24 protein-coding genes are annotated in these 24,850 nt (G+C 51.2%); 5 read left to right on the top strand and 19 right to left on the bottom strand.

The window, feature by feature from the left end:
• The first annotated feature begins 67 nt into the window (after positions 1 to 67).
• The 5 genes from glgB to EBA_RS03350 all read left to right on the top strand — a co-directional run bounded on the left by glgB (position 68) and on the right by EBA_RS03350 (position 9,454).
• Positions 68 to 2,248, top strand: a complete 2,181-nt coding sequence (gene glgB, locus EBA_RS03370; RefSeq protein WP_192373261.1) for a 1,4-alpha-glucan branching protein GlgB — start codon at positions 68 to 70, stop codon at positions 2,246 to 2,248.
• 12 nt (positions 2,249 to 2,260) lie between these two features.
• Positions 2,261 to 3,694, top strand: a complete 1,434-nt coding sequence (glgA, locus tag EBA_RS03365; protein WP_192373259.1) for a glycogen synthase GlgA — start codon at positions 2,261 to 2,263, stop codon at positions 3,692 to 3,694.
• Positions 3,684 to 4,475, top strand: coding sequence for a type II and III secretion system protein (locus tag EBA_RS03360; protein WP_192373257.1), 792 nt, complete (start codon positions 3,684 to 3,686; stop codon positions 4,473 to 4,475). Before glgA ends, EBA_RS03360 begins: the two co-directional genes overlap by 11 nt.
• A gap of 158 nt (positions 4,476 to 4,633) precedes the next feature.
• A complete protein-coding gene (locus tag EBA_RS03355; protein WP_223146638.1) occupies positions 4,634 to 5,692 on the top strand; it encodes an extracellular solute-binding protein in 1,059 nt (352 codons plus the stop codon).
• On the top strand, positions 5,693 to 9,454 hold the full coding sequence (locus tag EBA_RS03350; RefSeq protein WP_192373255.1) for an EAL domain-containing protein: 3,762 nt from the start codon (positions 5,693 to 5,695) through the stop codon (positions 9,452 to 9,454).
• Here EBA_RS03350 and EBA_RS03345 read toward each other — a convergent pair.
• The 19 genes from EBA_RS03345 to EBA_RS03255 all read right to left on the bottom strand — a co-directional run bounded on the left by EBA_RS03345 (position 9,447) and on the right by EBA_RS03255 (position 24,807).
• Entirely contained in the window at positions 9,447 to 10,241 is a 795-nt protein-coding gene (locus EBA_RS03345; protein ID WP_192373253.1) for an HlyC/CorC family transporter, read from the bottom strand. The two genes, EBA_RS03350 and EBA_RS03345, sit on opposite strands and share 8 nt — an antisense overlap.
• A 37-nt stretch (positions 10,242 to 10,278) precedes the next feature.
• A complete protein-coding gene (ybeY, locus tag EBA_RS03340) occupies positions 10,279 to 10,743 on the bottom strand; it encodes an rRNA maturation RNase YbeY (protein WP_192373251.1) in 465 nt (154 codons plus the stop codon).
• A 3-nt stretch (positions 10,744 to 10,746) separates the two neighbouring features.
• Positions 10,747 to 11,736 carry a PhoH family protein gene (locus EBA_RS03335; protein ID WP_192373249.1) on the bottom strand — a complete coding sequence of 330 codons (990 nt, stop codon included), beginning with the start codon at positions 11,734 to 11,736 and terminating at the stop codon, positions 10,747 to 10,749.
• Positions 11,736 to 13,091: a tRNA (N6-isopentenyl adenosine(37)-C2)-methylthiotransferase MiaB gene (gene miaB / locus EBA_RS03330; protein WP_192373247.1), complete on the bottom strand. Its 1,356-nt coding sequence runs from the start codon at positions 13,089 to 13,091 to the stop codon at positions 11,736 to 11,738. Before miaB ends, EBA_RS03335 begins: the two co-directional genes overlap by 1 nt.
• A 105-nt stretch (positions 13,092 to 13,196) precedes the next feature.
• On the bottom strand, positions 13,197 to 13,925 hold the full coding sequence (locus tag EBA_RS03325) for an oxygen-binding di-iron domain-containing protein (RefSeq protein ID WP_192373245.1): 729 nt from the start codon (positions 13,923 to 13,925) through the stop codon (positions 13,197 to 13,199).
• Between the two features lie 41 nt (positions 13,926 to 13,966).
• Entirely contained in the window at positions 13,967 to 14,581 is a 615-nt protein-coding gene (locus EBA_RS03320) for a chemotaxis protein (RefSeq protein ID WP_192373243.1), read from the bottom strand.
• A gap of 98 nt (positions 14,582 to 14,679) precedes the next feature.
• On the bottom strand, positions 14,680 to 15,372 hold the full coding sequence (gene queC / locus EBA_RS03315) for a 7-cyano-7-deazaguanine synthase QueC (RefSeq protein ID WP_192373241.1): 693 nt from the start codon (positions 15,370 to 15,372) through the stop codon (positions 14,680 to 14,682).
• Complete coding sequence (gene queE, locus EBA_RS03310; protein WP_192373238.1) at positions 15,362 to 16,006, bottom strand: 7-carboxy-7-deazaguanine synthase QueE; 645 nt, start codon at positions 16,004 to 16,006, stop codon at positions 15,362 to 15,364. The genes queC and queE overlap by 11 nt, the downstream gene beginning before the upstream one ends.
• Before the next feature lie 12 nt (positions 16,007 to 16,018).
• Positions 16,019 to 16,873, bottom strand: coding sequence for a tol-pal system protein YbgF (gene ybgF, locus EBA_RS03305; RefSeq protein WP_192373236.1), 855 nt, complete (start codon positions 16,871 to 16,873; stop codon positions 16,019 to 16,021).
• Positions 16,870 to 17,436, bottom strand: a complete 567-nt coding sequence (pal, locus tag EBA_RS03300) for a peptidoglycan-associated lipoprotein Pal (protein WP_192373234.1) — start codon at positions 17,434 to 17,436, stop codon at positions 16,870 to 16,872. The genes ybgF and pal overlap by 4 nt, the downstream gene beginning before the upstream one ends.
• A 64-nt stretch (positions 17,437 to 17,500) precedes the next feature.
• On the bottom strand, positions 17,501 to 18,739 hold the full coding sequence (tolB, locus tag EBA_RS03295; protein WP_225616453.1) for a Tol-Pal system beta propeller repeat protein TolB: 1,239 nt from the start codon (positions 18,737 to 18,739) through the stop codon (positions 17,501 to 17,503).
• Between the two features lie 67 nt (positions 18,740 to 18,806).
• Positions 18,807 to 20,333 (bottom strand): cell envelope integrity protein TolA, encoded by a 1,527-nt coding sequence (gene tolA / locus EBA_RS03290; RefSeq protein ID WP_192373230.1) that lies wholly within the window; start codon positions 20,331 to 20,333, stop codon positions 18,807 to 18,809.
• Positions 20,334 to 20,341: 8 nt separating this feature from the next.
• Entirely contained in the window at positions 20,342 to 20,752 is a 411-nt protein-coding gene (gene tolR / locus EBA_RS03285) for a protein TolR (RefSeq protein WP_225615880.1), read from the bottom strand.
• Between the two features lie 44 nt (positions 20,753 to 20,796).
• A complete protein-coding gene (gene tolQ, locus EBA_RS03280; protein WP_020483188.1) occupies positions 20,797 to 21,474 on the bottom strand; it encodes a protein TolQ in 678 nt (225 codons plus the stop codon).
• Complete coding sequence (ybgC, locus tag EBA_RS03275; RefSeq protein WP_192373226.1) at positions 21,474 to 21,869, bottom strand: tol-pal system-associated acyl-CoA thioesterase; 396 nt, start codon at positions 21,867 to 21,869, stop codon at positions 21,474 to 21,476. The genes tolQ and ybgC overlap by 1 nt, the downstream gene beginning before the upstream one ends.
• Positions 21,870 to 21,887: 18 nt before the next feature.
• Positions 21,888 to 22,925: a Holliday junction branch migration DNA helicase RuvB gene (gene ruvB, locus EBA_RS03270; RefSeq protein ID WP_192373224.1), complete on the bottom strand. Its 1,038-nt coding sequence runs from the start codon at positions 22,923 to 22,925 to the stop codon at positions 21,888 to 21,890.
• Positions 22,922 to 23,524 (bottom strand): Holliday junction branch migration protein RuvA, encoded by a 603-nt coding sequence (gene ruvA / locus EBA_RS03265; RefSeq protein ID WP_192373222.1) that lies wholly within the window; start codon positions 23,522 to 23,524, stop codon positions 22,922 to 22,924. Before ruvA ends, ruvB begins: the two co-directional genes overlap by 4 nt.
• Positions 23,521 to 24,018, bottom strand: a complete 498-nt coding sequence (gene ruvC / locus EBA_RS03260; RefSeq protein WP_192373220.1) for a crossover junction endodeoxyribonuclease RuvC — start codon at positions 24,016 to 24,018, stop codon at positions 23,521 to 23,523. The genes ruvA and ruvC overlap by 4 nt, the downstream gene beginning before the upstream one ends.
• A gap of 36 nt (positions 24,019 to 24,054) precedes the next feature.
• Positions 24,055 to 24,807, bottom strand: a complete 753-nt coding sequence (locus EBA_RS03255; protein ID WP_192373218.1) for a YebC/PmpR family DNA-binding transcriptional regulator — start codon at positions 24,805 to 24,807, stop codon at positions 24,055 to 24,057.
• Between the last annotated feature and the right edge of the window lie 43 nt (positions 24,808 to 24,850).

Genomic DNA, 24,850 nt, shown 5'->3' with positions numbered 1-24,850 from the left:
ATGTCGGTCATTACCAAAATTGCTATCCCTGCCAACCGATAACTAACTATAACTGAGGCATTGCAAAATGAACAAGCCAAGCAAATCCAACACGCTTGATTCAGAACTATTAAAACTCACCGAAGCAAAGCATCACGATCCTTTCGGCGTGCTGGGCCGTCATGGCCAAGGCAGCGATAATGCCATCAGAGTGTATTTGCCCTATGCGGAAACCGTGCGAATCAATAGCCCCAAAGGCCCTGAATTTTCTCGTATTCCCGACACCGATTTTTTCGAACATCACCCCGGCAAGACATCGATCGCCGAGCATTACCAATTGTTTTGGACGGATAAGGACGGACATGATCATCAACAGTATGACCCATACTGCTTCGGCCCGGTACTACCCGAGTTCGACCAGCATCTGTTCGCGGAAGGCCGGCATTGGCACATCTATCAAAAGCTCGGCGCGCATCTACACAGCGTAGCCGATGTTCCCGGCGTGCATTTCGCGGTCTGGGCGCCTAATGCACAGCGGGTTAGCGTGGTCGGCGAATTCAATCGTTGGGATGGTCGCTGCCATCCGATGCGTAGCTTGGGCAGCAGCGGTATCTGGGAAATTTTCATTCCCGGCTTGTCTGTCGGCTGCCTATACAAGTTTGAGATTCTGAATCGCCACACCGGCCAACTGTTGGTAAAAACCGATCCTTACGGCCAGCAATTCGAATTCCGTCCGCAAACTGCGGCGATCGTCACTGCCGAAGACAGCTATACTTGGCAAGACGGCAGCTGGATGGATCAGCGTCCACAACACGACTGGCTACATCAGCCGATGTCAATCTATGAAGTGCATCTGGGCTCCTGGCGACGCGATCATCGCGGCAACTTCCTGAACTACCGGGAACTGGCCGAGCAATTGGTCGATTACGTCAAAGAGTTAGGCTTTACCCACATCGAGTTATTACCGGTTACCGAACACCCGCTGGACATCTCCTGGGGCTACCAAACCACCGGTTATTTTGCGCCTACCAGCCGTCACGGCACACCGGATGATTTCCGCTATTTCGTCGACCATTGCCATCAGAACAACATCGGCGTGATTTTGGACTGGGTCCCAGCCCATTTCCCCAAAGACAGTTTCGCACTGGGCCGTTTCGACGGTACGCCGCTTTACGAACACGAAGACCCGCGCAAAGGCGAACACCGTGACTGGGGCACACTGATTTACAACTACAGCCGCAATGAAGTCAAAAACTTCCTGCTGTCCAGCGCCTTCTTCTGGCTGGAGGAATTCCATCTTGACGGTCTGCGTGTCGATGCGGTGGCGTCGATGTTGTATCTGGATTATTCCCGCGACGCCAACGACTGGATCCCGAATATGTACGGCGGCAACGAAAACCTGGAAGCCATCGACTTCCTGCGCCATATGAATACCGTCACCCACGAGCAACATCCCGGCACCGTGATCATGGCCGAAGAATCCACTTCCTGGCCGCAAGTGACCCGCCCGACCTGGACCGGCGGCTTGGGTTTCTCGATGAAGTGGAATATGGGTTGGATGCACGACATTCTGCATTACATGCAGGAGCAACCCATTCATCGCTCCTACCATCACGATTCGCTGACCTTCGGCCTGTTGTATGCGTTTACCGAAAACTTCGTACTGCCGTTTTCGCACGACGAAGTGGTACACGGCAAAGGCTCGATGTTGAATAAAATGCCTGGCGACGAATGGCAACGTTTTGCCAATCTGCGCTTGCTGTACACGATGATGTTTACCTATCCGGGTAAGAAACTGTTGTTTATGGGCTGTGAATTTGGCCAAGGCACCGAGTGGAGTTGCAACCGCACCTTGGATTGGTACGTTTTGGATTATCCGCATCACAAAGGCCTGCAAACCCTGGTTAAGGATTTGAATAAACTCTATTCCAGCCACGCAGCGCTGTACCGCTACGATTTCGATCACCACGGTTTCGAATGGATCGATTGCCACGACTATCAGCAATCGATCATCAGCTACCGACGCAAATCGGCGCATGAAGATCTGATCGTGATTCTGAACTTCACTCCGGTGCCACGCGAAAGTTATCGGATCGGTGTGCCCAATCCCGGCACTTACTACGAAATTTTCAACTCGGATTCGGAGTATTACGATGGCAGCAACACCGGCAACGGCGCAGTGCTGTCCGAACCGCAACCGTGGATGAATCAAGACCACTCCATTTCCGTCACCTTGCCGCCCCTGGCCGGCATTATTTTGAAAATGTAGTTTTTAATCGTCATGAAAAAAATTCTGTTCGCGAGCAGCGAAACCCATCCCTTGATCAAAACCGGCGGCCTGGCGGATGTCGCCGGCAGCCTGCCTTTAGCCCTGGCCGAATTAGGCCAGGACGTGCGCATCATCATGCCTAATTACCAGGGCATCAAGAACTGTGAGCCCGGTCGCTACCTATGCACCATACGCGTCAATAATTGCGACGTGAATCTATTGGAAACCCGCCTACCGGACAGCGACGTCATAGTCTGGCTGGTGGATTATCCGCCGTTCTTCAATTTTCCCGGCAACCCGTATCTTGATGAATCCGGCCGCCCCTGGCCGAATATCGGCGAACGATTTGCGCTGTTCTGCCGCATTATCGTGGAAGTGGCGACCAACCGGGCTTATCTAAATTGGTACGCCGACATCGTGCATTGCAATGACTGGCAAACCGGTTTGGTGCCGGCTTTGCTGTCCCTGGAGCCCAATCCGCCTGCGACAATTTTCACCATCCATAATATGGCTTACCAAGGCCTATTCCCTGGCAACACCTACGCCCAATTGAATCTGCCAGGACAATTGCTGCATCCGGACGGTCTGGAATTCCACGGCATGCTGTCGTTTATCAAGGGTGGTCTGAGTTATTCAGATCGCATTACCACAGTGAGCCCCACTTATGCTCAGGAAATCCAGACAGCGGAGTTCGGCTATGGATTAGAAGGCCTATTGGCGCACAAACAAAATCATCTGCGCGGCATTCTGAACGGCATCGACATTGCGGTTTGGAATCCTGCCAATGATGACTATATAGCCCAACCCTTCAGTGCTGACACGCTAGAAGGCAAGCAAGTCAATAAGGCCGCCTTGCAACAACAGTTAGGTTTACCGGTCGATCCGGAAATTCCACTGTTTGGTTTGATAGGCAGACTTGTCGAGCAAAAAGGTATCGATCTGGTATTGAGCTGCCTACAGGAGATGACCACCCTACCCTTGCAATTTGCCTTACTGGGCAGTGGCGACAAAAGCATCGAATACCGCTTACAGGAATTTGCCCGCCTTTACCCGGAAAGAGTTTCCATCACCATCGGCTATGACGAGCGTTTGGCGCATCAAATCGAAGCCGGTGCGGACATTTTTCTGATGCCGTCGCGCTTCGAACCTTGCGGCTTAAACCAGATGTATAGCCAATGCTATGGCACGATACCTATCGTCAGAAAAACCGGCGGTTTGGCGGACACGGTCGTCGATGCGTTGCCGGAAAGCATTGCCAACGGCACAGCCAGCGGTATTTCGTTTAACGATACCTCGGCGGCAGCATTGATAGAAGCCATCAAACGCAGCCTGGTGTTATTCCACAATCAACCGGTCTGGCGGCAAATTCAGCACAACGCGATGGTCAAGGATTTCTCCTGGCGAAACAGCGCGAATCAGTACCTAGCGCTTTACAATGAAATCTAAAGCCTGGTTGGCCGGCCTGATATTGAGAGCCGGCCTCGCAGTGGCTGACGAGTCGGCGATGGAAGTCATCCCGCTCGTCAACCGTCCCGCCGCTGAAGTACAAGCTTTACTAGCACCCTTACTGGACGCCGAAGATCGCGTGGTTGAAAATGGCTCCAGCCTGATCGTGAAAACCAATCCAGCCAAACTCGGCAAAATTAGGGCGCTCATCCAAAAACTCGATGCCCGGCTTAGCAATTTATTAATCAGCGTTTTGCAAACCAGCAGCAAAACCGCCGCCGAATTGAACGCCGAAGCGGCAATTACCGCCGCGCCGAACCGGGTTCGTATGCGCGGCATGACCGGCAACACTGAGGATTTGCAAAACCGCCAACAGCATCAGCAATTACGTACCCTGGAAGGCCAAGCGGCCCATATCAAAACCGGTGAGGTACGGCCGGTGCAAAGTTACAGCGTATACAACTCGGGATATGGTTACGGTAATTCTGTGAGTACGAATACCCAGATGATTGAAGCCAGTACCGGCTTCGCTGTTACCCCGCGCTTGACCGGCAACCAAGTCATTCTCGATGTCGAGCCGTGGGCGGATAGCTTTCAGCGCAACGGCCATATCGAAACCCAATCCGCTCGCACCACTTTACGCGCCAATCTCGGCGAATGGGTGGAACTTGCCGGCAATGCCGAAACCGAACAATCCGCTGATCGCGGCTTCAACAGTTTTAACCACGGCACCCGGCAAAATGTTTTACGCATTCTGATCAAAGTCGATCAAGCGGATTAATTCTGACCAGGCAAACACAAGCCTGCGACTACCAACTAAATAATCCTACCCCCGCATACTCACGAAATTATTTTCTGGATTTGTGCGCGGCAACATAATATGAATATCGCAATTGGCGGAAAGCACACACTAATTGGTTATGATGGCCCGACGTATTCATGAACAGCCCTATGAGCATCATTGCCAAACGTTACGCGACCGCACTTACATATTTTCTAACGATTATATGTCTGGCTACATCCAACTGGGTGTCCGCCAAAGAAACTCTGCGGGTGCTAACTTGGGACGGGTACGCCGACAATGAAGTCGTTTCGGCATTCGAACAACGCTTCGACGCCACAATAGAACGAACCCTGGTAACCTCGGACGACGACCTTTGGCAGAAAATTAATAGCGGCAGCTATGACGTGTTTGCCGTCAATACCGCGGAACTACAGCGCTATATCGATCAAGGCCTAAGCAAACCGATCAACATGGCGAATATTCCTAACCACGCCCAGCAATTACCCCGCTTCCAAAACCTGCAAGCCATCCCCGGCTTGGTACGGCAGAACGATACTTATGCCATACCTTATACCTACTCCGAAATGGGGCTGATCTACAACCGCAAACTAGTCAAGACTGCGCCACAATCCATGGCAGCCATGTGGGACGCAGCTTATCGGGGCCGCGTACTGGCTTTTAACACCAGCAATCACAATTTTTCCTTGGTCGGCTTATTGTTGGGTGTGCCAAATCCGTTTCGAATGACAGCCCCTCAGTTGCAACAGACCGCTCGCGAACTGGTCAAGTTACGCCGCAATGTATTGACCTTTTACGCCACCGCCGAAGAAGCAACGCGGCTTTTCGCCAAGTATGATATAGCCTTGATTTTCGGCAATTACGGTACCCAACAACTGAAAGCCCTGCGCGAAGCAGGCGCGGACATCGGCTATGTCATTCCACGTGAAGGCGCACTCGCATGGCTGGATTGCTGGGCCATTAGCCGCAATAGCCTAAAGCAGGAATTAGCGGAAAAATGGATTAATTACACCCTGGAAAAGACGGTCAGCGAACGACTTTCGCTGCAACACGGTTTGGCAAACACCATTTCCGCGTCAGTAACCGACAGCACCCAAAACAATCCCATCATTTGGTTGGAACCGACACTCAATCCGCTAACTCGCAAAACGCTATGGGATAGAATCATTTCCGGCGAAGCACCCGAGGCATTCTGAGTGCGCTCCAGCATCGGCATCAAACTGGGTTTCTGGCTGGCACTGCTGGGTACGCTATCGACAGGCCTAACCGGTTATTACGTATACGACCGCAGCCGTGTCATGCTGGTGAAAACGGCCAAGGAAAAGTTACTCAACGACACGCAAGGCTTGGGACACCGCTTTGCAGACGCATTGGCAGATACCGCCAGCAATGTTAAATTGCTGGCCAATCTGCCGGTCAGCGCCGATATTGCTTCGGCTGGGCCTAGCGCTGACTTGCCGACACGCAAAATTCAATTAGCTGAGATTTTTGTTAGCCTACTAAACGCCCACCCCGAATACAGTCAAATCCGTTTGATCGACACCCAGCATTACGGCAAGGAATTGGTCAGAGTCGATAGAGACCAAGACAAGCCCAAAGTCATTGCCGAAGCACAATTGCAAGAGAAAAACCATTTTCCTTACGTATTCGAAACCGTGCCGCTACCCGCTGAACAATACTACGTTTCCGAAATCAATTTAAACCAAGAATTAGGTACCCACATGGGGTTTGGCAAACCCACACTGCGGGTAGCGATGCCGATAAAATCGGCGAACCTCACTATCGCCGTGACCGTAATCAATGTCGACTTGGACGGCTTGTTCGAGCAAGTCCGCAGCAATATTCCGGACGATATCAAGTTATTGCTCAGTAACGACCGAGGGGATTACTTGATTCACCCCGACGGCGCAAAGACCTTTGGGTTTGAGAGCGGCCGCAGCTTTCTGATTCAGGATGATATTCCTGACATAAAAACGATTCTGGCAGGTAAACAAGAGCATTCGGTATTCGCGACTAGTGATACGCAAAGTCTGGCTGCGTCGTCTCTAGCCGCTTTTGTAAAGCTGCCGTTGGGTTCGGCAAGCAGCGGCCGCTTCGTATTGCTGGGCTTGTATACACCCTTACAAAACGTATTAGTCGAAAGCAAGGCGCTAGGCATGGGGGTCATTGAAATTACCTTGTTGTTCAGCCTGCTGGCAAGTGTGATTTCGCTAATATTAGCTCGAGTGCTGGCCAAGCCGCTAAACTCGATGACTAGCGCGATTGGGCAATTTAAGCTAGGTACCCCGCTAACCGGCTTACCCACGCATCGTAACGACGAGATCGGCTACCTGGCCAATAGCTTCATGTCGATGACTGACCAATTAAATTCGCAGGTAGCTGAGTTGCACGCCTCGGAAGCTAAGTTGCATGCCATTCTCGACAACGCACCAGTCGGCATTTGGTTGGCCGACCTCAACAGGCGTTTTTTGTTTGTAAACCATACCTTTTGCGACGCCCTTGGCCTGCCTGAAGCCCGCTTCATTGCTAACGAGCAATTGGCCGAACTGTTCGGTGCGGAGACCGCGGCCCGATTTTTAAGCGCCGATCAAGAATGTTTGGCGCAAGCAAATCAACCGCATCAATCCCTCGAGCACATAAAATTTACCGACGGCAAACGACACACCATACAGATAACCCGAACTCAATTGCAGGACATCAATAAAGATACTGTCGGTATCATCGGCATTGCCATGGATATCAGCGACCGTCAACAAGCGGCGAATCGCGAACGCGCCCATAACCACGTACTGGAATTGCTATCCAAAGGCTCAGCACTGCCGGAAATCCTGCAAGCCGTCGTGTGGGGAGTGGAAACGCAAAATCCGGACTTACTTTGTTCGATTTTGCTATTGAATAGCGAAGGCAACCGATTATTTATTGGGGCGGCACCGCGATTGCCCGACTTCTACAACGCCGCCGTAGACGGCTTATACATAGGCCCCGGTATTGGCTCCTGCGGCACAGCCGCTTACTTCGGCCAACGGGTCATTGTTGAAGATATTCAGAACCACACTTATTGGGGGCCTTTTACCGAGCTTGCGGCTCAGGCCGGCTTAGGAGCATGCTGGTCGGAGCCGATCCGTGGCGCGTCCGGCCAATTATTGGGTACTTTCGCTATTTACCAGCGACAACCCGCAGCACCGGGCGCCGACGATATTCAGATGATTGAACAGGCTTCACATCTGGCCGGCATCGCAATCGACCGCAGCCGCAGTAATGAAGAACTGCAATTGGCCTCTTTAGTGTACCAAAACAGTAGTGAGGCTATGGCGGTCACAGACGCTCAAGGCATGATTCTCAATGTGAACCCGGCCTTCACCGACTTGACCGGCTACACCTTGGATGAAGTCATCGGTAAAAACCATAATATTCTGAATTCGGAACGGCAAGGCGAGCAGTTTTACCAAGCGATGTGGCAAGCCATTAATAGCAGCGGCCATTGGAAAGGCGAAATTTGGAATCGCCGAAAAAACGGTGAGATATTCGCGGAACAACTGACCATTAACACCATATTTAGCGCGGATGGCTTACCGCAACGGCGCGTCGCGCTATTTTCCGACATCACGCAAAAGAAACAATCGGAAGAACTAATCTGGAACCAGGCTAATTTTGATCCACTCACCGGCCTGCCCAACCGTCGGATGTTCCATGACAGACTAGACCAAGAAATCAAAAAGGCGCATCGCAGTGGCTTACAGGTGGCGTTGATATTGCTTGATCTGGACCGTTTCAAGGAAATTAACGATACCCTAGGGCACGATATGGGAGATTTATTACTAAAAGACGCATCGCAACGATTGCTGCGTTGCGTGCGCGATTCGGATACTGTTGCCAGATTGGGTGGCGACGAATTCACCGTTATCCTCGGCGAACTGGAGGATGCCGACAACTTGGAACGCGTGGTCAAAAACATCCTGCAAAGACTGGCCGAGCCATTTCAACTGAAAACCAAAGTGGCCTACGTCTCGGCCAGTATCGGTATTACGCTATACCCCAAGGACGCCGAGAGAATCGATGCCTTGATCAAAAACGCAGACCAGGCAATGTACGCTGCCAAACACCAGGGCCGGAATCGCTATTGTTATTTCACACCATCAATGCAGGAAGCCGCGCAAACACGCATGCTGATTGCCGAGGATTTGCGCCATGCTTTGGAGACCGACCAGTTTGAAGTGTATTATCAGCCGGTCGTGGAGCTTGGCTCGGGAGCCATTCACAAAGCCGAAGCGTTAATACGCTGGCAACACCCAACGCGCGGCATGGTCAGCCCCGCAGAATTTGTACATATTGCCGAAGATATAGGCCTGATTGCCGAGATCGGTGACTGGGTGTTTAAACAAGCGGCGAGTCAGGTAAAACAGTGGCGTTCGCGCTACCATCCGGATTTCCAAATCAGCGTCAACAAATCGCCGGTACAATTCTACGAAGGCCATTCCCGCCAAACTTGGCTGGAACATTTGCAAACCCTTGAGCTACCTGGAGAAAGCATCGTAGCGGAAATTACAGAGGGCTTGCTGTTGGACGCCAGCAATGTAGTGAAGGATCAACTACTGGCATTTAGAGATGCCGGCATCCAAGTATCGCTGGACGATTTCGGCACCGGCTATTCGTCGCTGGCTTACCTGAAGAAATTCGATATCGATTATCTGAAAATAGATCAGTCTTTTGTCGGCAATTTGTCGCCGGATTCCAGCGACAAGATTCTCTGCGAAGCGATTATCGTGATGGCGCACAAGCTGGGCATGAAGGTAATCGCGGAAGGCATAGAAACCGAACAACAACGCCAACTACTACTCGATGCCGACTGCGACTATGGGCAGGGCTATTTATTCTCCAGACCCCTGTCTGCCAATGCGTTCGAGGAACTACTAATACAGCAGACTTCCAGCGCAAACGCCCCGGACAAGCCTATTTGATCTTCAGTTTCAGTAAATGCACCCGCCGATTATCGGCCCGCAACACCTCAAAACAGAATTCGTCCAGCTCCACTTTTTCGCCTTTCTTAGGAAAATGTTCAAGCCGCTGTACGACCAACCCCCCCAGGGTATCGTATTCGTCGTCTTCCAATGTAGCGGAAAAATAGTCATTGAATTCTTCGATGGGCGTCAGTGCACTGACTATAAATTCTTTTTCGCTACGCTGCGAAATAAATTCTTGTACTTCATCGTCATCATGCTCGTCTTCGATCTTACCGACGATTTGCTCCAGCACGTCTTCAATCGTCACCAAGCCGGCGGCATTGCCATATTCGTCAACGACGATGGCCATGTGGTTGCGCTCGGTGCGAAATTCTTTTAGTAACACGTTTAAACGTTTGCTTTCCGGCACCACGTTGACCGGACGCATGACATCTTCAACTTTCAGGGTTTTATCCCGTAAAGCGTGGGCGAGTAAGTCTTTGGCGAGTAACACGCCGACAACTTTGCTGCGGTCTTCTTCGATGACCGGAAAACGGGAATGGGCAAATTCGACCACTAAAGGAAAGATAGTTTCCAGTTCCGACTCCCTGGGAACGACCACCATTTGCGAACGCGGAATCATGATGTCTCTGACCCGCATTTCCGCTACGTGCATCACGCCTTCCATCATGGCAAGCGCATCGGAATCTAAAAGATGTTTTTCTTGCGATTCTCTCAATATCTCCAGCAAGTCTTCCTGATCTTGCGGCTCCCCACTCAGAAAATGACCGATGCGATCGATCAAGCTCTTATGGGGTTGACTACTCGGGGGTTACCATCGCTCATTGCTTTCCATCCTCCATATAAGGGTTAGCTACACCTAATTTGCTCAAAATTTCGATCTCTAATGCTTCCATTTGTTCGGCATCCTGATCCTCTATATGGTCATACCCTAGCAAATGCAATACGCCGTGTATAGTGATATGCGCCCAATGCTGTTCGGGCAATTTGTTTTGCTGAACAGCTTCCAATCCAATCAACGGCGCGCAAATCACCAAATCGCCCAGCAAGTCCATTTCTATGCCATCCGGCGCTTCAAATGGAAAGCTAAGAATATTGGTTGGCCCACTCTTGTGGCGATACTGTTGGTTTAGCTCAGCGCTTTCGACATCATCGACCAATCGAATCACCAACTCACAATCAGCGCCATCCTCAAAAACAGCCAATGCGGCGTCTACCCATTGCTGAAACTGCTCAAGTTCGGGATGAGGCGCCGAAGTAGCAATTTGCATATCGATATAATTCATAAGCTAAGCCGAGGGCGCGTGCTCTTTTTCGTATTGCTCGTAGGCGGCGACTATTCGCTGCACCAAAGGATGTCTGACTACATCGCGCACGCCAAAAAAGGTGAAACTGATACCTTCCACATCCGTCAGCACTTTCAATACATGCTTCAAGCCGGACATTTTTTCGTTGGGTAAATCGATTTGGGTGACGTCGCCGGTAATGACGGCGGTGGAGCCGAAACCGATCCGGGTCAGAAACATCTTGATCTGTTCCACCGTCGTGTTTTGCGCTTCATCCAGAATAATGAAGGAATCATTCAAGGTCCTACCGCGCATAAAGGCTAAGGGCGCCACTTCGATGACATTTTTTTCCAGCAATTTTTCGACGCGTTCGAAGCCCAACATGTCGTATAGCGCATCGTACAACGGTCGCAAATAAGGATCGACTTTTTGCGCCATATCGCCCGGCAGGAAACCCAATTTTTCGCCGGCTTCCACTGCGGGCCGCACCAGGATTATCCGCCGTACCGTCTCGTTTTGCAGCGCGTCAACTGCGCACGCCACCGCCAGATAGGTTTTGCCTGTACCGGCAGGGCCGACGCCGAAATTGATGTCATGCGAGACGATTTTGCGCAAATAATCTTGTTGATTAAAGCCTCGCCCCTTAATCACGCCGCGCTTGGTCTTGATTGCCACCGGTTCCAATTTAACCGCCGGTACTGCCTGTAGTAACTGATCGATACTGGCATCCTGTAAGCTCAGATGCACCTGTTCCGGGGTAATTTCTTCCCGTTCCGTCATTTCGAACAATTTCTGAATCACTGCGCAAGCCGCATTCACTGCTGCATCGACGCCTGTGACTTTGAAATGATTGCTGCGACTGGCGATCTCTACCTGTAAGCGTTGTTCGATCTGGCGGATATGCCCATCTAACTGCCCACAAAAATTAGACAAGCGTTGCGCGTCGGCGGGTAACAGAGTGATTTCTTGAGAAAAATGGCTGGCGGTCAACACTAGGCGGTCTGCGTAATTTTTTCGATGGATGATTCTACCAGACGACCTCGTATTGAATTGGGCAAGGCTTCTGCAATGTACACATCGACGAATTGCCCGATCAAGCGCGGGTGTCCGGCAAAGTTGACGGCGCGGTTATTTTCGGTACGACCGGTGAGATACAGAGGGTTTTTCTTAGAGATACCCTCTACCAGTACACTTTGCACGGTACCAATCATCGCTTCGGAAATAGCCATGAACATCTCATTCAGTCGATCTTTCAGGCGCTTCAGGCGCTGTTCCTTAACAGCCATACTGACGTCATCGGCAAAAGTAGCCGCCGGCGTACCCGGCCGAGCACTAAAAATAAAACTGTAGGAAAGGTCGTAACCGATTTCCTCAATCAACGCCATGGTATCTTCAAAATCTTGCTCGGTCTCTCCGGGAAAGCCGACGATAAAATCAGAAGATAGACTAATACCGGGCCGTACAGCCTTCATCTTGCGCATGATTTCCAAATAATCTTCGCGCGTATGACCACGCTTCATCTCGGCTAGAATTCGGTTGCTGCCGCTTTGCACAGGCAAATGCAAATGATTGACCAGCTGCGGAATCTCGGCAAAGGCTTCGACAATATCATCGGTAAACTCCAAAGGATGCGAGGTGGTAAAGCGAATACGGTCTATACCCTCCACGGCGGCGACGAAATGTAAAAGCAGCGCAAAGCTGGCAACATCACCGTCTTCCATCGCCCCACGATAAGCATTAACGTTTTGGCCGAGTAGATTGATCTCACGCACACCTTGCTTGGCCAGTGTCTCAATCTCAGCGATCACAGCCTTGAGCGGTCGGCTGACTTCTTCACCGCGTGTGTAAGGCACCACACAATAGGTGCAATATTTACTGCAACCTTCCATCACGGACACGTAGGCTTTAGGACCTTCCGCACGCGGTTCCGGTAAATTATCGAATTTTTCGATTTCCGGAAAAGAAATGTCTACGACATGTTTACCGCCGCTACGCGCTTGGTTCAACAACTCAGGCAAGCGGTGCAAGGTTTGTGGGCCAAAGACGATATCGACATAAGGCGCACGTTTTTGCAGCGCGGCCCCTTCTTGGCTGGCCACACAGCCACCGACGCCGATAATCACACCGGGGCGTTTGTCTTTGATTTTTTTCCAGCGCCCGATGGCGGAAAACACTTTTTCCTGGGCTTTTTCGCGGATCGAACAAGTGTTTAGCAACAACACATCGGCTTGCTCCGGAATATCGGTCAATTCCATGCCGTGCGATGCAATCAATACGTCCCGCATTTTATCGGAATCGTACTCGTTCATTTGACAGCCGTTAGTCTGTATATAAAGTTTTTGCGCCATGCTTGATGAGATACCTCAACTACTCTCACTAACAAAAAACCCCCATCTCGCGACGGGGGCTCGTAATGGCGGGATTATAAACTCAATTTTCGGCAAATGCTTGTTTTATACGGCAATCCCCACTTGCAAGGCCTCGAACCAATCCAGGAAACGCTTCACATCATCGCCTTTGAACATCCGGCCATGTTGCGGAGCCAAAATGTCGATATCCAGCTTTCTCACCCGATCAATCCAGGCCCGCTTGGCTTGATTGGAGGGCATCCAACGTTGATGGAAATACCGCATTTTCTCGATATGCGTATCAAAGTTATCCACAAAGACCGGCGTACCGGGCCCTTCCAACGCTGCACCGACGTCGCCGGACATCAGGATTTTGGCGTGCGGATCGTAAATATGAAAATTGGCGGAGGAATGCAGATAATGCGCGGGCACCACCTGCAGTTCGGTAGTACCGAGATTGATAACCCCACCATGATCGGGTATCGGCACGTATTCGATAGTTTCGCAGCCGAAGTGCCTTAAAAAACCTTCCCATAAAGCCGACGCATGCAGCTTGGCATTGGGCAGCGCTTGATCCCATAAACCCAAGGACGAAATAATGTCCGGGTCTTGATGCGATGCAAACAAATCGGTAATTTCCTCTACCGGCGCATGATGCAAGACTGCCGCCAGCATCGGTGCAAACAGTTCTATGCCACCGGGATCGATCAATAAGCAGCGATTAGCGGTCCTCACCAAATATTGGTTGGTATCGATAATTTTGTCGGGCTTATGCACGTCGCGGCCCAACATTATCCATTGGTAGGCGCCCTCATAAATTTTGGTCATTTTCATGCTAACTATACCTCTTGGCCATACGGGGTTTGATGGGCGCGCTATTCGGCGACATTAATAATCGTCAATGCACTCCGACACTTATGTACTTTGTCGTTGATTATTTGCGCGGCATTATCGACACTTTCCGCTACAGCCTGCAGACTTTGCAGATACTCGCCCGCTTGCGAGGCCTCGATCCGGGAATTGGCGGCAATCACCCGCGCAGCCCTGGCCGGATGCATCACATCCGCTAATTTAATCAATAGTTCCGACACTTGGTGTATAAACTCTCGATGACAAAGCTGTGTTCTGAGCCTGACTTCTTGCAATGAAGCAGTCAAGGAATCGGCGTATCGCGCGCCGACAGCCAACTGCCCAACTTTCTCGAAGCGTTTACAAGCCTCGGTCATGCGTTGTTCATTGACCGTCAAGCGATAGAGATGGAAAGCGTATTCGTTGATGTTATTGACCAATTCAATCGTTTCCTTGGCCAATTCGTTAATGAAATCGGTAATCGGCTGAAAGCCCTTGGCCTTTTCTCCGGCTCGAAAGGCAATGGCTTTGGCATTGGCAGCCGCCAAGGAAATTTCCTTGGCCACTTCCATCACCGCGCTCAATTCGGCGGCGATGGAAGCCACGGCGACAAACTGGGACTTGGATTGGTTGACTTGCATACTAAAAGGTCCTCTGATCGACGATAAATTTATTTATAGCTTAGCCGACAAATAAATACCCGTGCTGTGAGTTCCTAATTAATGCGCGTCTAGCCTGATTATTTAGGTCGATAGTGAGTCGGATCGCTCACGCCCAGATTTTGAAAACCCGCCGCGCGCAATCGACACGCGTCACACACGCCGCAGGCGCGGCCTTTGATATCCGCCGAATAACAGGACACAGTGTCGGCATAATCGACACCCAGCGCCAAGCCTTGTTCAATAATCTCGGCTTTACTCAAGGTAATCAGCGGCGTGTGGATTTGAATTTTATGGCCTTCAACGCCTGCCTTAGTACCCAGATTAGCCATATCCTGGAAGGCTTTGATGAATTCCGGCCGGCAATCGGGATAACCGGAATAATCCACAGCATTTACACCGATGAACACATCATGAGCTTTCACCACTTCCGCCCAACCCAATGCAAACGCCAGAAATATGGTATTTCTGGCCGGCACATAAGTCACCGGAATACCGGCTTGCGGTGAAGTCGGCACATCGATCCGGGCGTCGGTCAACGCGGAACCGCCGATTGCGCTCAATCCCAGGTTAATGATCTTATGATCGGCAACCTGATAGTGCTTGGCGATTCTCCTCGAAGCCTCCAGTTCGGCGTTGTGGCGCTGCCCATAGTCGAAACTCAAGGCGTAGCAAGTAAACCCTTGTTGTTTGGCAAGTGCCAATACCGTGATGGAATCCAGGCCACCGGACAATAAAATAATTGCCGACCTGGAACTGCTGTTATTTTCCACGCGCGTCGTTCCAAAGAAATTTATGTAATTGAATTTGAAACCGAACCTGCAGCTGGTCGGCCAGTATCCGTTCAGCCAATTCGGCGGGCGTCATCACATCCATCACCGGCGAGAACAGCACTTCACAGCGCTCGGTTAACTGGTATTGCTCAAGTTGCTGCTTAGCCCAGTCATAATCGGCTGCGTCGGCGATTACAAATTTGACCTGATCCTGCTGGCTTAGATATTGAATATTTTCATAGCGATTGCGGGCCATCTCACCAGAACTAGGCGTCTTCAAATCCATGACTTTACTCACCCGGCTATCGACCGCCGACACATCCAACGCACCACTGGTTTCCAGCGAAACATGGTAACCGGCGTCAAGCAGCCCAACCATTAACGGATTGCAGGCCGGTTGAGCTAGAGGCTCGCCGCCGGTTACGGTCACATAACGAGTGTGGTAACGACCAACTTGCCGGAGGATGTCGTCGATACTGAGTTTTTCGCCGCCGCTGAAAGCGTAAGCGGTATCGCAATAAGAACAGCGCAAAGGACAGCCGGTCAAGCGAATAAAGACGGTGGGCAACCCCACCGTATTCGCTTCACCCTGTAGGGAATAGAATATTTCGGTAATACGTAGCGTTTGATCCATCCGAACGCCGATTTATTGCGGCATTTGCGCCAGCTTTTTTTCCGCCAAATGCGCAGCCGTGGTGCCGGGATAGCTGGTAGTTACCCGCGTCAAATAATCGCGAGCTTTTGCGGTATTTTGCAGATCGAATTCGATATAACCCAGTTTCAGCAAGGCATCAGGGACTTTCGAACTATTGGGGTATTGGCTGACCACCTTATTGAACGCGGCGCGCGCCGCATCGAATTCACGGTTGATCTTATGCGCCTCCGCCAGCCAATACTGCGAATTGTCGGCAAACTCGCCAGCCGGAAAATCTTTCAACAAATCCTGAAACATTTTGATGGCTTGAGTATTGTGACCGTTACGCAAAGTGTCGTAAGCCGCCTGATACCTTTCCTTTTCGTTACTTGTCGCCGCTGCTGCAGCCGGCTTATTGTCCACAACAGGCGCAACCGCAGTGGGCGTCGCAGTTGTGGCGGGTGCCGGCGTTGGCGCAGCCGGGGCCGCTGGCTGGGCCGCAGTAACTGCCGTTTGCCCATTCGCAGCCGCATCGGCGGCAGGCGTTGGTGCGGGCGATTGGCTCTGCGGCGCTTGTCCGCCAGCAGTAAGAGCCTGCATCCGATCATCAAGGTCGGAGTACATATTGCTTTGTTTTCTTTGCAAGTCGGCGATGGTCTGAGATTGCTCCTCGACCATGCCGCGCAATTGCTGCACTTCCGACTGTAATTGCTCCAATCTGCCCAATACATCAAAAATAGCATTGTCAGTTGCAGCAGGCTGCGCATAAGCATTCGCTGCCGGATATCCGGCACCATTAGGCGCAGCACCGACTTCGGCACACAGGCCAAAGCCAAGGCTCAGAATCAGAAGCGCACGCTTACTCATTGATAGCCAACTTCCACGCGGCGATTTTGTTGCCAAGCCGATTCATCATGACCGGACACGACAGGTTTTTCTTCACCATAGCTAACCACTTCCAACTGGCTAGCGGTAACGCCTTGCGAACGCATCATTCTTTCTACGGATTTAGAACGTTGTTCGCCCAGCGCAATATTGTATTCGCTGGAACCGCGTTCGTCGGCGTGGCCAGCCAGGATGACGTGTTGGTTTGGATGCGATGCCAAATAACGAGCGTGCGCAGCAACCACAGGCACATAGTCTTGTTTGACTTGGCTGCTATCAATTTCAAAGTAAATCACTTGTTTAGACAACGGGTTGTTAGGATCGCTGAACTCAGGACCCAGGTTTGCACCGGAACCGGAGCCAAAGCTGCTACCGTTGCCTGAACCGAATTGGCTGCCGGACATGGAACCATCAGACAGACCGCTGGTTGAAGCATCGGTGCCTTGAGTAGAATCCGCCAAGCCTTCTTCTTCGGTTGAGCTACAGCCGGTCGTTACCAAAATCGCAGTCATGGCTAAAGCCAAATAGGTTTTGTTAAATCTCATCAATTTTCTCCAAATATTAAGTAAAACTCAGGTAGCGATAGTTTGAGGGCTATCGCGCTTGCAATCAAGGTGCCCAGGCCGGCTCACGGACCTCGCCACTCTCGAATGCCAATTTCTGTTGCATCGCGCCATCGGTAGACACCACCGATAAGGCCGACCGACCGCCGCGATTCGCGGCAAACAAAACCATGCTGCCATTAGGCGCAAAACTGGGCGACTCGTCGAGGTTGCCTTCGGTCAAGACATTGACGGTGCGCGAAGCCATATCCATAACCGCAATTTTATAGCCGCCGCCACTGCCGGTCACCATCGCCAGGCTTCTGCCATCAGCGGAAAAACGGCCTCTGGCGTTATAGTCGCCCTGGAACGTCACGCGACTAGCCTTGCCACCCGAGACGGGCATCAGGTAAAGCTGCGGTTTACCGCCTTGATCGGAGGTAAACAATATAGAACTACCATCCGGCGACCAAGTCGGCTCGGTATCGATCGATAAACCGCTGGTCAAGCGAGTTAATGAGCGACTACCCAGATTCAACACGTAAACATCCGGACTGCCATCTTTTGATAGAGTGATCGCCAGACGGCTGCCATCCGGTGAAAAGGCCGGCGCGCCATTGATACCTGGATATGAGGATACGCTTTCCCGTTGTCCGGTCGCCAGGGTTTGCACCCAGATTTCCGAACGCTTGGTATGAAAGGATACATAGGCAATTTTGCTGCCGTCAGGTGACCAGGCGGGCGCCATGATAGGTTCGGGAGACTCGGCAATGGTTCGCGGATTGTAGCCGTCGGCATCGGCGACCTGTAGCATAAATTGCTTGCCATTGCCTCGGCGAACGCTGGTCACATAAGCAATCCGTGTATTGAACGCTCCCTTACGACCAGTCAATTTTTCGTAAATCAGATCGCTGATGTGATGCGCGGCGCGACGCAATTCGTTGGCGCCGGCGGTCAAGCGGTAACCCATCAACAACTGGCCGTTATGCACGTTGAACAAATGAAATTGGATGTTGTAGCTGCCGCCATTGCCGACCACTTGGCCTATCGCCATATAGTCTTGGCCCAAAACCTGCCAGTCCTTGAAGTTGACGCGTTCCGGTTCGCTGGGTTTGGTCAGCATATCGTCTTCGGACAAGGTTTTGAAAAAACCGCTGCCACCCAGATCAGAACTGATCACATCGGACAATTTGACATTACCGACAGAGCCTTGTTGGGCAAACGGCACGATGGCAATGGGCACCGCAGTTTGCGAACCTTTGGTGATTTCTATGGTTAAACCAGCCGCCTGCGCCACTGTGAACATCCCAGCCAAAATGCCGCCGACTAAAATTCTTGTAATTAACATCATTCTCTCGTTTCCGTTTTACTGATTATTCCGGTTTAAACACGAAGGTGAAAACTCTAAATTCCTGATTAAATAAGTTTTTATCTTGCGGTACTGGCAAAGGCGAGGCTTTTCTCACTGCATTTTCCGCCGAACGGTCAAAAATCGGATCACCGCTGCTTCCAATCACAACCGCTTCCATTACGTCCCCGCTGGCTAACAATTTTACCTGAATTGTGCATCTCAAGCCTTGTGTCGCGTTGATAGGCCGAGTCCAGGCGCCTTCTACTTTGCGCGCTATCATTTGCTTGGCTGAATCGACCGCCTGTTTATCAGCCTGCGCTTTTGCCGCTGCAGCCGCTGCTGCTTCGGCTGCTTCGGCTGCTTGTCGGTCCTTTTCAACTTTTTCAGCCGCAGCTATCGCAGCTTGGCGCTCTTGTTCGGCTTTGGCTTTTGCCGCCGCTTCCGCCGCGAGCCTTTCTTTATCGGCCTTCTCTGCCTTTTCCGCCGCCGACTTGGCCTGACGTTCTTTCTCAGCCTTGGCTTTGGCTTCCGCTTCGGCTGCCAACCGTTCTTTTTCGGCTTTTTCTGCCGCTGCTTTGGCTTGGCGTTCTTTCTCTGCTTTCTCGCCGGCTAACTGTTTATCTTTTTCCGCTTTGGCTCTGGCCTCGGCTTCGGCGGCTTGCTTGGCTTTTTCAGCATTAAGCGCGGCCTGTTTCTCCTTCTCGGCCTTAGCTTTTTCGTCAGCTAATTGCCTTTCCTTTTCAGCCTTTGCTTCCGCTTGCTTTGCTTGTTCCTGGCGCTTGGCTTCTTCGCTCTTTTGCTCCTGCAGTTTCTTTTGCTGCTCCAGGGCTTTTTGTTCCTGTAACTTCTTTTCCTGCTCCAGCTTTTTGATTTCGGCTTCCTGCTGTTGCTTCTCTCGCGCCGCTTCCGCTAGTTTTTGCTCCTTCAACTTGGCTTCGCGCTCTACTTCCTGCTGTTTTTGTTTTTCCAGTTGTTTCTGTTTCTCGGCTTCCTTTTGCTTTTCCGCCACTTCCTTTTGTTTTTCCAGTTCGGCTTGCTTCTGTTTTTCCGCGACTTCCTTTTGTTTGTCCAGCTCGGCTTGCTTCTGCTTTTCCGCGGCTTCCTTGGCTTTTTTCTGTTCCAGAGCTTGCCGTTCCTTGGCCTCCTCTAACTTTTTTTCCTCTTCCTTACGCTTCGCAGCAAGCTGTTCCTGCATCTTCTTTTCTTCTAATACTTCTTGCTTGCGCTTTTCGGCGACTTCCTGAATTTTTTGTTCTTCAAGCACACGCTGTTTTTTAGCTTGCTGCAACAGCTGCTCTTCCGCTTTTCTGGCGTTTTCCAGTTGCTCTTGATGCTGTTTCTCGGCGTGTTGCTTGTTTGCTTCGTTCTGCTTTAAGCGCTCGGCTTCCGCATCGATTTCCGCACCGTCCAATACAGTCGCCTCGATGATGTCCGCGGGGGGCGACATTTTCGCGTCGTCAGTCTCAGTTAGAAAACTGAAACTGAACAACAATACAATCAGAATATGTAGCGCTATCGCCTGCGCGAGCGAAGGTTTAAAACTTTTCATGGTGGTGTTTATTTGCTGTCTGGCGGCGGCGCGGTCATCAAACCCACTTTGGGGGCGCCGGTTTTCTTAAGTTCCACCATCACGCTGACGATACTACCGTATTCCACTTCGTGATCGCCACGCACATACAGTTGGGCTTTGGGGTTATTTCTGAATACTGCAGCGACTCTGGTTTTAACCGTATCGACATCGACCGGCGTCTCGGCTTCTTCATCGCCGTTGCCAATATCGACGTATAAACTGCCATCCTTCTTGATCGACACGATCACAGGCACCTGGTCTTGCAGATCCACCGACTCTGCCTCGGCTTGCGGCAACTCGACCTCGACACCGGTCTGTACCAACGGCGCGGTAATCATGAATATCATCAACAGTACAAAAGTAACGTCAATGTACGGAACGACGTTTATTTCGGCCATTACGCCGCGTTTTTTTCGCGATCTGCGATTGCTGCCGCCTACATTCATTTGCTGTGCGCCTGTCTTTGCAGTAATACCACGAACTCGTCGACGAATAACTCGTAACGACCGGCCAAACGATCCAAGCGGGTGGAGAAACGGTTATAGGCAATTACCGCCGGAATCGCCGCAAATAAACCGATCGCGGTAGCAATTAACGCTTCGGAAATACCCGGCGCCACATTCGCCAAGGTCGCATTTTTAATTTCACCCAAAGCGCGAAACGAATTCATGATGCCCCAGACGGTACCAAACAGACCTATGTAAGGACTAGTCGAACCGACCGTCGCCAAAAACGGCAAAGTCTCATCCAGCCTGTCCAACTCACGGGACAACTCAATCCGCATCGCCCGTTGCGCGCTTTCAACCTGAACAGAAGGTTCGACATCACCCTTCTGGCGCATCCGCGCAAACTCGCGGTAACCCGCCAGAAAGATTTTTTCGATGCCTTCCGGCTCGAAACGGTCGCTGGACATTTTTTTATACAATTCGGCAAGACCGACGCCGGACCAAAACTCTTCTTCGAAATCGTCAGTGATGGCTATGGCTTGTTTCAATTCTTTACGCTTGGAAAAGATGAAGGTCCAGGAAGCAACTGATGCCGACAACAGGATGAACATAACAAACTGCACGACGATGCTGGCTTCTTTGACCAGCGTCAGGATGGATAAATCGGTATTCATTAGCTTAAATGTTCCAAAATAGCAGAGGGAATTAGTTTGGGCTTCATGCTTTGCGCATCAAGACAGGCAATACGAATTTCAGCGTTGCATAACAGGTTCTGTTGCCGGGTAATCGATTGCTCAAAGGTAAAATTAGTTTTTTTATATTCAATGACTTTTGCGCTAACGTCCAACAGCTCGTTGAAGCGGGCGGGTTTTAAATAGTCGACTTTCACCGAACGGACCACAAAAATCAGGCTTTGTTCAGCCAATAGACTATCCTGCTCAAAACCTAAACTGCGCAACATTTCAGTCCTGGCGCGTTCAAAAAATTTCAAATAATTGGCGTAAAACACTACACCGCCGGCATCGGTGTCTTCGTAATACACCCTCACCGGCCAACTAAATTCTTTCATTCGTCTCTTAACGAATTATTAATTGGCAAATATGTCATCGCTGCCGAGTTGTTGATTGGGCACCGGCAAACCAAAGTGGCTGTATGCCTTATGCGTGACCACCCTGCCTCTGGGAGTGCGCATGATAAAACCTTGCTGCAATAAATAGGGTTCCAGCACGTCTTCAACCGTACCACGTTCCTCGCTGATTACCGCTGCCAGCGTATCCAGCCCAACCGGACCGCCTTGAAAATGCTCTATCATGGCGGTCAATAATTTCCGGTCCAGCATGTCGAACCCTTGTTGGTCGATTTTCAACATATCCAAAGCTTGTTTGGCAATCTCGCGAGTCACCGTGCCGTTTCCTTTGACTTCCGCAAAATCGCGCACTCTACGTAAGAGTCGGTTGGCTATGCGCGGTGTGCCTCGCGAGCGGCAAGCAATTTCGTCGGCGCCGCCATTGTCCATGCCAATATTTAATAGCTTCGCAGAGCGACTGACGATACTGGCCAGTTCTTCAATGGTGTAAAACTCTAGGCGTTGGACAATACCGAAACGGTCGCGTAAAGGCGATGTCAACAACCCGGCTCGGGTCGTGGCACCAATCAGCGTAAATGGCGGCAAATCCAGCTTGATCGAGCGGGCTGCCGGGCCTTCGCCTATTATAATATCAATTTGGTAGTCTTCCATAGCCGGATACAGCACCTCTTCCACCGCCGGGCTGAGTCTATGGATTTCGTCGATGAATAACACATCGTGCGCTTGCAGATTGGTCAGCAAAGCCGCCAAGTCGCCGGCTTTATCCAGCACCGGACCTGAGGTTTGACGAATGCTGACATTCATCTCCGCAGCCACGATATTGGCCAGCGTAGTTTTCCCTAAGCCGGGTGGTCCAAAGATCAATACATGATCCAATGCTTCTGAGCGCGTTACCGCGGCCTGGATAAAGATTTCCATTTGCTCGCGGAGTTCTGTTTGCCCAACATAGTCTTTCAGGCGCTTGGGGCGAATGGCTCGATCCACGCGCTCTTCGTCGTTATTGCCTTGTGCGGTAACCAAACGGTCACTTTCAATCATTTAACCGCACCCCGCAGCGCCAGACGAATAATGTCCTCGCAGCTTTTATCTTCTGTGGCAATCGATTGCACCATTCGCGCCGCATCTGCCGGCTTATAACCCAAAGCGCACAGCGCGCTGATCGCTTCTTGCTTGGGACTGGCCGCCAAACCAGGCAGCGAACTCGGCCGATCAACAGATGCCGATAGTTTGCTTAATTCCGGCAGGCGACCACGCATTTCGATAATCAAACGCTCAGCCGTTTTTTGGCCCACGCCAGGCAAGCGCACCAAACCTTTTACGTCGTTATCATGCACGCAGCGATAGAACTCTTCGGTACTTTGTCCGGACAGTATCGTCAATGCCAACTTGGGTCCGACACCATTGACCTTGATCAAGGTTCTGAACAACATGCGCTCGCTTTCCGTGGCAAAGCCGAACAGGATATGCGCATCTTCCCGCACCACCAGATGGGTATGCAGCTTAACCTCTTCTCCCAATGCCGGCAGGTCGTAAAAGGTATTCATCGGCGCCTCGACTTCGTAGCCGACGCCGTGTACATCCAACAATAGTTGTGGCGGCGCTTTGTGGATCAATTTACCGCGTAAAAAACCGATCATGAAATCGCCTTCTGCAGACGCATAGCGGTCTCCTGATAGTGGCTATGACACAGGCCGATAGCCAACGCATCGCTAGCATCGATCTGCATGTCGCCTTGAATACTCAACAAAATTTTAACCATGTGCTGGACTTGGAGTTTGTCGGCATTGCCCTTGCCAACCAAGGCCTGTTTAACTTGCCTGGCCGCATATTCGAACACTGGCAGATCGCGATTCAAGGTCGCGCAAATTGCCGCGCCGCGCGCCTGGCCTAGCTTCAGGGCCGAATCGGCATTCTTATGCATAAACACTTGCTCTATGGCCATTTGTTCCGGCCGGTACAACTCAATTACCTGGCTAACGCCATCGAAAATCTGCTTCAAGCGCTCGGGAAATTCATCCGCCTTAATACGGATACAGCCGCTCGCAACATAGCGAATACCGCGCGGCGTCGATTCCACCACACCGTATCCGGTGATGCGCGAACCGGGATCTATACCTAAAATTCTGGTCAATAGTGTATTGGTACGGGTAATTTAGGAGTGTCGTGATTAGGCATCGAGTGCCGTCATGATGTCGTCGCTGATATCGGCGTTGGAATACACATCCTGCACATCGTCCAGATCTTCCAAACGGTCGATCAGCTTCAGCATTTTTTCGGCGGACTCGCTATCCAATTCTGTTTTTACGTCAGCATGCATGGTCACCTCGGCGTTTTCAGGCTCCAAACCGGCAGCAAGCATGGCTTCCTTGACCGTCATATAGTCTTCTGGCGTGGTAAATACATCGATAGAGCCATCGTCATTGGTAAGCACATCCTCTGCGCCCGCCTCCATGGCCGCCTCCATCAGCACATCTTCGGCAATGTGGCTGGCATAACTGATGATACCGACTTTGCGAAACATATAAGCCACGGAGCCATCGGTACCCAAATTGCCGCCATGCTTAGCGAAAGCGTGGCGCACATCGGCGACGGTACGGTTACGATTATCGGTCAGGCAATTCACCATCACTGCCGTACCGCCGGGGCCGTAACCCTCGTAACGCACTTCTTCGTAGACTACGCCATCGACGGCACCAATAGCTTTTTTGATGGTGTTATCAATGGTATCGCGCTTCATGTTAGCACCGAGCGCCTTATCGATAGCCGTGCGTAAACTTGGATTATTGGTCGGGTCGCCACCGCCCGAACCTTTTGCGGCCACGGTGATTTCGCGGATCATTTTGGTAAAAATCTTGCCGCGTTTTGCGTCCTGAGCGCCTTTACGATGCTTGATGTTAGCCCACTTGCTATGCCCTGCCATTGTATCTCTCTGAATCTTCTAAAAATTTGTAGATTTTACCATC

The organism is Methylomonas albis, assembly GCF_014850955.1.
GTDB classification, from domain to species: Bacteria; Pseudomonadota; Gammaproteobacteria; order Methylococcales; family Methylomonadaceae; genus Methylomonas; species Methylomonas albis.
This window is presented reverse-complemented; position numbering and strand designations above follow the sequence as displayed.

What these genes read in the sequence shown, in the direction of transcription:
- glgB (WP_192373261.1), top strand. Translation starts at nt 68, where the DNA reads ATGAACAAGCCAAGCAAATCCAACACGCTTGATTCAGAACTATTAAAA.
- glgA (WP_192373259.1), top strand. Translation starts at nt 2,261, where the DNA reads ATGAAAAAAATTCTGTTCGCGAGCAGCGAAACCCATCCCTTGATCAAA.
- EBA_RS03360 (WP_192373257.1), top strand. Translation starts at nt 3,684, where the DNA reads ATGAAATCTAAAGCCTGGTTGGCCGGCCTGATATTGAGAGCCGGCCTC.
- EBA_RS03355 (WP_223146638.1), top strand. Translation starts at nt 4,634, where the DNA reads ATGAACAGCCCTATGAGCATCATTGCCAAACGTTACGCGACCGCACTT.
- ybeY (WP_192373251.1), bottom strand. Translation starts at nt 10,743, where the DNA reads ATGAATTATATCGATATGCAAATTGCTACTTCGGCGCCTCATCCCGAA.
- miaB (WP_192373247.1), bottom strand. Translation starts at nt 13,091, where the DNA reads ATGGCGCAAAAACTTTATATACAGACTAACGGCTGTCAAATGAACGAG.
- EBA_RS03325 (WP_192373245.1), bottom strand. Translation starts at nt 13,925, where the DNA reads ATGAAAATGACCAAAATTTATGAGGGCGCCTACCAATGGATAATGTTG.
- EBA_RS03320 (WP_192373243.1), bottom strand. Translation starts at nt 14,581, where the DNA reads ATGCAAGTCAACCAATCCAAGTCCCAGTTTGTCGCCGTGGCTTCCATC.
- queE (WP_192373238.1), bottom strand. Translation starts at nt 16,006, where the DNA reads ATGGATCAAACGCTACGTATTACCGAAATATTCTATTCCCTACAGGGT.
- ybgF (WP_192373236.1), bottom strand. Translation starts at nt 16,873, where the DNA reads ATGAGTAAGCGTGCGCTTCTGATTCTGAGCCTTGGCTTTGGCCTGTGT.
- pal (WP_192373234.1), bottom strand. Translation starts at nt 17,436, where the DNA reads ATGAGATTTAACAAAACCTATTTGGCTTTAGCCATGACTGCGATTTTG.
- tolB (WP_225616453.1), bottom strand. Translation starts at nt 18,739, where the DNA reads ATGTTCACAGTGGCGCAGGCGGCTGGTTTAACCATAGAAATCACCAAA.
- tolA (WP_192373230.1), bottom strand. Translation starts at nt 20,333, where the DNA reads ATGAAAAGTTTTAAACCTTCGCTCGCGCAGGCGATAGCGCTACATATT.
- tolR (WP_225615880.1), bottom strand. Translation starts at nt 20,752, where the DNA reads ATGGCCGAAATAAACGTCGTTCCGTACATTGACGTTACTTTTGTACTG.
- tolQ (WP_020483188.1), bottom strand. Translation starts at nt 21,474, where the DNA reads ATGAATACCGATTTATCCATCCTGACGCTGGTCAAAGAAGCCAGCATC.
- ybgC (WP_192373226.1), bottom strand. Translation starts at nt 21,869, where the DNA reads ATGAAAGAATTTAGTTGGCCGGTGAGGGTGTATTACGAAGACACCGAT.
- ruvB (WP_192373224.1), bottom strand. Translation starts at nt 22,925, where the DNA reads ATGATTGAAAGTGACCGTTTGGTTACCGCACAAGGCAATAACGACGAA.
- ruvA (WP_192373222.1), bottom strand. Translation starts at nt 23,524, where the DNA reads ATGATCGGTTTTTTACGCGGTAAATTGATCCACAAAGCGCCGCCACAA.
- EBA_RS03255 (WP_192373218.1), bottom strand. Translation starts at nt 24,807, where the DNA reads ATGGCAGGGCATAGCAAGTGGGCTAACATCAAGCATCGTAAAGGCGCT.